This is a genomic window from Rhodohalobacter sp., from assembly GCF_041686455.1.
In the GTDB taxonomy this organism is placed as follows: domain Bacteria; phylum Bacteroidota; class Rhodothermia; order Balneolales; family Balneolaceae; genus Rhodohalobacter.
Genome location: NZ_JAWLDW010000151.1, coordinates 1 through 5,503, shown reverse-complemented (window position 1 = coordinate 5,503; position 5,503 = coordinate 1). Strand labels below are relative to the sequence as shown.

The 5,503-nt window shown below is 43.3% G+C and carries 5 protein-coding genes; 2 read left to right on the top strand and 3 right to left on the bottom strand.

What is annotated here, in order from left to right; all coding sequences use genetic code 11:
* Window positions 1–526: 526 nt before the first annotated feature.
* The 3 genes from ACESM0_RS12490 to ACESM0_RS12480 all read right to left on the bottom strand — a co-directional run bounded on the left by ACESM0_RS12490 (window position 527) and on the right by ACESM0_RS12480 (window position 3,553).
* Window positions 527–1,345 (bottom strand): lytic murein transglycosylase, encoded by an 819-nt coding sequence (locus ACESM0_RS12490; RefSeq protein ID WP_372906540.1) that lies wholly within the window; start codon window positions 1,343–1,345, stop codon window positions 527–529.
* A gap of 124 nt (window positions 1,346–1,469) precedes the next feature.
* Entirely contained in the window at window positions 1,470–2,585 is a 1,116-nt protein-coding gene (locus ACESM0_RS12485; protein ID WP_372906539.1) for a M23 family metallopeptidase, read from the bottom strand.
* Window positions 2,586–2,608: 23 nt separating this feature from the next.
* Window positions 2,609–3,553, bottom strand: a complete 945-nt coding sequence (locus ACESM0_RS12480) for a carbon-nitrogen hydrolase family protein (protein ID WP_372906538.1) — start codon at window positions 3,551–3,553, stop codon at window positions 2,609–2,611.
* A 124-nt stretch (window positions 3,554–3,677) separates the two neighbouring features.
* Here ACESM0_RS12480 and ACESM0_RS12475 point away from each other — a divergent pair, with 124 nt between their 5' ends.
* Both ACESM0_RS12475 and ACESM0_RS12470 read left to right on the top strand, forming a co-directional pair.
* A complete protein-coding gene (locus tag ACESM0_RS12475) occupies window positions 3,678–3,986 on the top strand; it encodes a hypothetical protein (protein ID WP_372906537.1) in 309 nt (102 codons plus the stop codon).
* 308 nt (window positions 3,987–4,294) lie between these two features.
* Window positions 4,295–5,503, top strand: a 1,209-nt coding sequence (locus ACESM0_RS12470) for an FAD-dependent oxidoreductase (RefSeq protein ID WP_372906536.1), incomplete at its 3' end; no start/stop codon positions are given.

Sequence of the window (5,503 nt, the reverse complement as noted above, 5' to 3'; positions counted from 1 at the left end):
CGAGAATGCACACAGTCGGACCGTTTCCGTTTCAGTCGCCCGAGCCAACAGGCCTACCGGGATTACAGATGTTGGGGAATTAATTCTATGACCTGTCAGCGTACAGGCAACAGCCTGTTCCTGACAGCGTCTTTTCCACTCCAAGAACGTACAGAATAAGGACAGTTTGATTTATTCAGGCTGTCCTTTTTTTATGGATTGAATGTGTTGTTTAAGAAAAAAAGAATTTGCCTCAAAGACAGAAAGGCTCGAAGGGATCACGAAGCAGCGGTATTGAACCCCGTTCGGGGTTCTTAATTTGATACTGACGCTGTTCCCCGACTTTCAGTCGAGGCTAATTACATTTGATCCGCCACAAGCGGATCGTTAGAAAAGAGAATAAGTGCGTGAATGATTTTTCGTGAAACTTAGTGAAGCGGAGTTTATTTGTGTTTCAAAAAAAAGACCTGTCAGGTTTCCAAAACCTGACAGGTCTGTCTATAAAATGCTAAAGGAAGAAGTTTTACTTCTTATACGAATTTATAAACTAATCAAACATTTTTTCAGCATCTGAGGCAAGGGAAAGAACCGCATTGGTGTAGAGCTGTGATGGATTGTATCGGTACACGGCTCGTTCCACACTTCCGGTGACGTTTTTAAAGTGAGCTAGATAATTCGCCACAGAGAGGATATTATTTTCCATGCTCGTAAGATCATTTCCGACCCACCATCGATTTAGAGAATAGGGTATAAACTGTGCAAAGGTCATAGCACCGGCGTAGCTGGAATTGAGTTCAAAAACGTCCATCTCTCGATCAGATGTAAATTTCAACAACTCTTCAAGTTGCGCGGTGGCAAATTCAGCTCTATAATTTTCCGCAATCATGGAAACATAAGCGTTCAGTGGGTTATATTTTCCGGTGTTTTTTCCAAAATCGGACTCTACTCCTATAATTGCCGCAATGACATACTTAGGAATATCGTACTCTTTTTCAGCTTGATTGAGTTGCTCGCGGTTTTCTTCAATGAAATTGAGGATATTTTGTTTTTTTACATCGTATCCTAATATCACTTTGTATTCATCCAACGTGGGAGTTTTTCGCTCCGCAGACTTTGTGAACCGATCAGTCATACCATCATACAATTCAAAACGGGGATCTTCCATTAAAGCCTTCAGGTCGTAGCCTTTGCGGTTCATCTGATCAATCAGTGACTCCAGGTTTTTTATTCGCTCAGGATCAATGTTTTCAGAGGCAAAAACGAATTCAGGTCCTGATTGTCCTTGAAGACTACTTACGTTTAATGTGAGAGCAAAAATTAAAATCGAAGCAAAAAAAACGTTTGAGATAGTAAATTTATTGATCATAGAGCTGATTCCGTGAAGATGATTTTTTCTATTTAATTATACGAAAACCGCATGTGATATCAAGCAAATCTGAAAGATTGAATAGATTTTACAATTTCACACACTACAATAACAGAGTTCGAAGTTAAAATCGTATGTAGTTTAGTGGGTCAACGGGTTCACCGTTACGACGCAACTCAAAATGTAGATGGACTCCGGTAACCGCTCCACTGCTTCCGGCCGTTCCGATTATCTCTCCTCGTTTTACCCGTTCTCCTTTTTTTACTTTGAAACTGTTGAGATGGGCATACACCGTTGTGAATTCCCTGCCATGGCGAAGCACGATTTTGCGTCCGTAGCTTGCCGTAGTGCTTAACTCTTCCACTACTCCATCGGCTGTAGCTAAGATTTCATCACCGCGGTTTGCATCCAGATCAACACCTTCGTGAGAGCGACCCCAGCGCGGACCGAAATGGGACGTGATTAACGCGTCGTTCTTAGGTGGATCAAATTGTAAACCGCTCACGCTCATTAATGTTGAAGGACTTCTGTTCCGGGACTCTTCTTTTAATTGTTCTCGATTGTACCAGGGAAGACTCACAGAAACGCCAACTGCAAAAGTCAGATTTCTGAAATCGACTTCTGAAACGGCCGGAATAAAGCCGCTGTCTGAGGCAGGTTCAAAATTCTGATTTGTATAGAAATGAGTCTTTACCTCTGCCTGAATCCGGAAATTGTTCAGCAGATAGTATTTAGCTCCGAACGTGTATCCACCATTGAAAATATCTAACTGCCGGTTTGATTCAATCCAATATAGGTTTGTGTCAAAATCATCTTCAGAATAACTTTTGAATTTTAAATTCCATGTATAACCACCATGTACTCCGGTGTAAAGCCCAAACTTGTTCCATTGTACGCCGAGGTTCAATCCAAGACCGGTACGATTAAAATTAATGGGACCTCCATGAAAAGCACTTTCTGCATTGTTCACCAAAACAGATCCGGTTCCGCTCAGATAGAGACGGTAGAGGAGATATCGCTCTAACTCAACTTCAATAAGGCCTTTTCGGGTTGGCTCAATCGTTCCGTAGTATTCACTGTTTGGGGTAATTTCCATTCCAATATTTTGAATGGAGTAGCCTGCGGAGAAACGCCAGTCCTGAGCTAGAATATCTGAAACTGAGAAAACAGAAATCAGAATCAGGCTAAAAGCTAATTGTGGAATTTGTCTTGATGATATGTTGTAATTAGTGAACTGCAAATGTGAATACGCAGAATTGATAACTATTCGTTCTTCAAATCAATCACAGACTGCCTCTCCCGATTCACAGTCAGTTTAGTTACATCAGGACGTGAATAATGTCCGCTTGGATCGAAATTCTGTCGCTCCTCAAGAACCCGGTTTATGTCAATTTCAGCTATTATCAGCTTCTCTACGTTTAGAACAGGTTCTACCACCCATTCACCTCGGGGATCGGATATACATGATCCGCCATCAGTGAGCACATCGGGCACATTCTCCATAATCAGGTCGTAGTGAGGAATGTCTATTGGGAAATCCTCTTTGGTCATAAGTGCCGAACAAGAGATCACATAAGATCGCGACTCCTTGGCGATAAAACGTGTAATGTCGTGCGTATTTCTGTAGCTTCCCGGCCACACGGCCACGTGCAAATTTTCGCCTTGCCCATAGAGTGCCGTGCGGGGGAGTGGCATCCAATTCTCCCAGCAGTTCAATCCGCCCACCGTAAATTCTCCCAGCTGATGAACCTGTAATCCATTCCCATCTCCGGGAGACCAGGTCAGCCGCTCCTCATAGGTCGGCTGTAATTTTCTATGAACCGATTTGATCTCACCGGTTTGATCAATATAGACCAGGGAACAATAGAGGCTGTGTCCTCCGCGATCGGCGGGGCGTTCAATGATTCCCAGATAGACCGAAATTTCATAGATCTGAGCAAGATGACAGATCTCGTTGAGATCACCACTTTCAATCTGAACAGCATTTTTAGCGTAATGGGCATGAATCTCTTTTTGAACCTTTGAGTCCCATGCGGCACCGTCAGTATAACCGATCCAGTGGGGATATCCGGGAACAACTCCCTCTCCAAATACAACAAGGTCGGCCTCAGCCTTTCCGGCTTGCTGGATCTGTTCTTTTACTTTTTTGAGGGTACCGGCTTTATCAAGCCAAACAGGGGTGATTTGAGCAACAGCAACTTTCAGCATTTTCCAGGAAATTTGAATCATTCATAATATCGACACGTACCGGCAAATCGATCGGTACATTTTTGTTAATGTAATGAAAAACAATTACTCTGAATTTGAAAATTGAGTTTTACATCAACCAAATATGGAAACAGAAAAGTCGAAAGAGAATAATGAACTGAATCGAAACGGTTCAGAGTCGAAAGAGTCTCCACTTAAGGAAAAGTTTTCTACAGAGAAGTATCCGAATACTGATTTTATTGATCGAGTGTTGCGTTTAGTGATTACGATCGTTGCAGCCGGTTTTACAAGTGGATTGATAGCCGGATTGATCGAAGGTATTACGGAGGTTGATTTGTCATTCGGGTCGCCTGTTTCGATCGGATTATTTGCTGTTTTGTTTATCTCGTTTTGGACACTGTTTTCAAATGTTGGCCGGTTTAAGAATAAGTAGAGTGATATGTCTGATAGTTGTAATGAAATTAAATTACACTAATTCACCACTGTCAAAAACGAGATTGATTAGTGAAATTAGTACATAGCATTAAATGACATCTGATTCCATTCTCGCAGAGCTATGCAGATTTACCCGCGGATGTACGCAGAAATTCTGCGAGGTTCTGCGGATGTGTTTGCGCTAATTAACGAGAAACAAAAAGGATAACCATGTTAACTCTGATTTGACATAAACGAATATTTTGTTGGTTTATAGAGTAATTTTTGGACTGTTACAGACTACATATAAAAATTGAATTGTGATTTATGGGTAATCAATTTTACAAAGCGGATGTAGCCATTGTGGGTGGGGGTATTGCCGGGATAGTTTCTGCTATTGAACTCCTTGATCAGAACAAGAAAGTGTTAATTCTGGATCGGGATGATGAAGAAAATCTGGGTGGACTGGCAAGGTGGTCGTTTGGCGGCATCTGTATGATCGGCACACCTGAGCAGAAAAGGATGAAGATCAATGACACACCTGAGCTGGCGCTTAAAGACTGGACATCTTTCGCTGAGTTTGAAGAAGATGCAGACTGGCCGAAAAAGTGGGCGGAGTTTTATACTTACAGTTCGTTGGAGTATATCTATGAATGGCTGAAAAATCGCGGAGTTTCATTTCTGGCGATGGTCAACTGGCCGGAGCGCGGACTCTTCAAACCGGGGAATTCCGTCCCGCGCTGGCACATCACCTGGGGAACAGGTCACGGATTGATGGAAGCTCTGATTAATCATATGAATGAACATCCCAATCGTGGTAACCTGACGATTCATTACAATCATAAAGTGGAGGACTTGGATTCGCAGGATGGGGAAATAACCGGCTGTCACGGTTTAATTGAAGCGGACCAAACGAAATTCCGCGTGGAATCCGGTGCGGTGATTATTGCTGCGGGCGGTATCTGTGGTGACCTGGATGTAGTTCGCAAGCACTGGTACAAGCCGTGGGGTGATCCGCCTGAAAAAATACTAACCGGTTCCCACAAATACGCGGATGGGGGTATGCATCGATCCGTGGAAAATGCCGGCGGAAATGTAACGCATCTCGAAAAGCAGTTTCACTACGCTGCGGGGATTCATCATCCCAATCCCAGAAAACCGCACCACGGGCTGAGCCTGATTCCACCAAAATCAGCTCTTTGGGTAAATGCACACGGAAAGCGAATAGGCCCGATTCCGCTTGTGACCTCGTACGACACACGCTATTTGGTAGAGCAGATCTGCAAACAGCCAGGAAAATACTCCTGGCAGGTGATGAATCGGAAAATTATGGAGCGGGAATTGGCGGTATCGGGATCGGAGTACATGACGGCATTCAGGGATAAAAAGAGACTGGAGGTGATCAAAACGCTTCTGTTTGGAAACAAGAAATTGACGAACCGGCTGCTGGGAGAAAGCATCGATATTGTGACGGCTAACTCTGTTTCTGAACTGGCGGAGAAGATGAACGAATTGAATGGAGACCAATCGGTTGAT

Bases quoted from the DNA above. Each gene is read 5' to 3' on its own strand.
- ACESM0_RS12480 (WP_372906538.1), bottom strand. From the start codon at position 3,553: ATGCTGAAAGTTGCTGTTGCTCAAATCACCCCTGTTTGGCTTGATAAA.
- ACESM0_RS12475 (WP_372906537.1), top strand. From the start codon at position 3,678: ATGGAAACAGAAAAGTCGAAAGAGAATAATGAACTGAATCGAAACGGT.
- ACESM0_RS12490 (WP_372906540.1), bottom strand. From the start codon at position 1,345: ATGATCAATAAATTTACTATCTCAAACGTTTTTTTTGCTTCGATTTTA.